The organism is Hoylesella timonensis S9-PR14 (assembly GCF_000762405.1).
Classification (GTDB): Bacteria; Bacteroidota; Bacteroidia; order Bacteroidales; family Bacteroidaceae; genus Prevotella; species Prevotella timonensis_A.
In genome coordinates this window covers 1-1,252 of the sequence record NZ_JRPQ01000022.1, presented here as the reverse complement: position 1 = coordinate 1,252, position 1,252 = coordinate 1, and the positions used below count along the sequence as shown (strand labels likewise).

Genomic DNA, 1,252 nt, shown 5'->3' with positions numbered 1-1,252 from the left:
GCCGGGCTTATAAGAACGGCACTTGCCTTCAGGCGTGTGCCAAGAAGGATAGACAGTTGTGCGAAGATAATGCGCCGAGCTTAGCAGATTGCAGCAGACAAAAAAAAGAGACCCTTTTCAAAAGAGTCTCTCTCACCTCGGAGGGCTTTTCAAGCCTTCTTGTCCTTTTTCTTGGGAGCTTCCTGCTTTTTATCCCTGACGAAGGCTGTAACCTTTGTAGCGATGTTCTTCAGAACCGTGACATTCTTGCCGTCCTTGCTGTAGTAGCTCTCTGGCTTGAAGAATCCCTCTGCCGTAAGTTCCCTTCCTTTCTTCAGCAGTTCCAAAGTTGCCGTGTCATCGTTCTTAACCCAAGTTTCAAGGCTGATAATCGATGAGACCGTTACGGTTTCGTTCCCCTTATGCTCCGTGTACTTGATGATGAGACCGAAGCGTGCGATGGCAGCCTTCTCAAATTTCTTTACTTCTGCATCCTTGCATACATAACCTGTAACTGTGAAATTGTTCTTTGCGTTCATAATTGTAATTTTTTAAGTTGATATTTATTTTACGTGCATGAAGGAGCAGGCAAGTATGAAGGTGTGCAAAGGCAAGGGATGACCGTTATTTTTTTCATCTCCGACCAATGAGTTTTTGGATCAGGAGCAACCGCACCCCAAAAACTTGAAAAAAATCACGAGGCAAGTCCTGGAAGGCGACCCTTGCGGAACACCGCTTGCGCTAACTTTGCAAAGGAAAATGGATGTCGGACTTATCTGAAAAATGAAAAGAACGCATGAACGGATTTGAAGTGGAAGGTGGAGAGAGGATGTAAAAGGAGAGGGGGCTGACACCGCTTACTGAATCGGGAATACACATGGAGCATAAGGAGAACGAAAATACCACCACTTCTATTAAGCCCTGAAACCGGGTGAACGGTGAGTTGTAAAAATGGCTGTCGATGCCGAAGAAAGGAAAGGAACTGGCAGGGAGATAAGCCGAAAGGGAGCGAGAACATGGACAGCAAGAGATTCTATGATGCCTTATCGCTATTGGTACCACCGTCAGTCAGGTGAGAAAGCGTAGTTGTCTGAAAAGGCACGCCAAAGAAGGCCTGAAAAGCCATTCCATGGCGAGGAGACGGGAAAAGGTGTATGATCAGTATAAGGTCTGCAAAGTAATCTGTGTAAGCGTGAATTTATATTGCCGTATAGACGTATATACATATATACATCTATACGGCAATATGAGCATATAACAATAAGTATATACC

General features: G+C 45.0%; 2 protein-coding genes. One reads left to right on the top strand and one right to left on the bottom strand.

Annotated features, from left to right (window positions below):
* Positions 1-149: 149 nt before the first annotated feature.
* On the bottom strand, positions 150-518 hold the full coding sequence (locus HMPREF9304_RS01145; protein WP_036925962.1) for a single-stranded DNA-binding protein: 369 nt from the start codon (positions 516-518) through the stop codon (positions 150-152).
* 412 nt (positions 519-930) lie between these two features.
* Between HMPREF9304_RS01145 and HMPREF9304_RS15130 the strand changes: the two genes are divergently transcribed.
* Positions 931-1,065 carry a hypothetical protein gene (locus tag HMPREF9304_RS15130; RefSeq protein ID WP_262502955.1) on the top strand — a complete coding sequence of 45 codons (135 nt, stop codon included), beginning with the start codon at positions 931-933 and terminating at the stop codon, positions 1,063-1,065.
* The last annotated feature ends 187 nt before the right edge of the window (positions 1,066-1,252 follow it).

Excerpts from the sequence above, each read along its gene's own strand:
- HMPREF9304_RS15130 (WP_262502955.1), top strand. The coding sequence starts at position 931 with ATGGCTGTCGATGCCGAAGAAAGGAAAGGAACTGGCAGGGAGATAAGC.
- HMPREF9304_RS01145 (WP_036925962.1), bottom strand. The coding sequence starts at position 518 with ATGAACGCAAAGAACAATTTCACAGTTACAGGTTATGTATGCAAGGAT.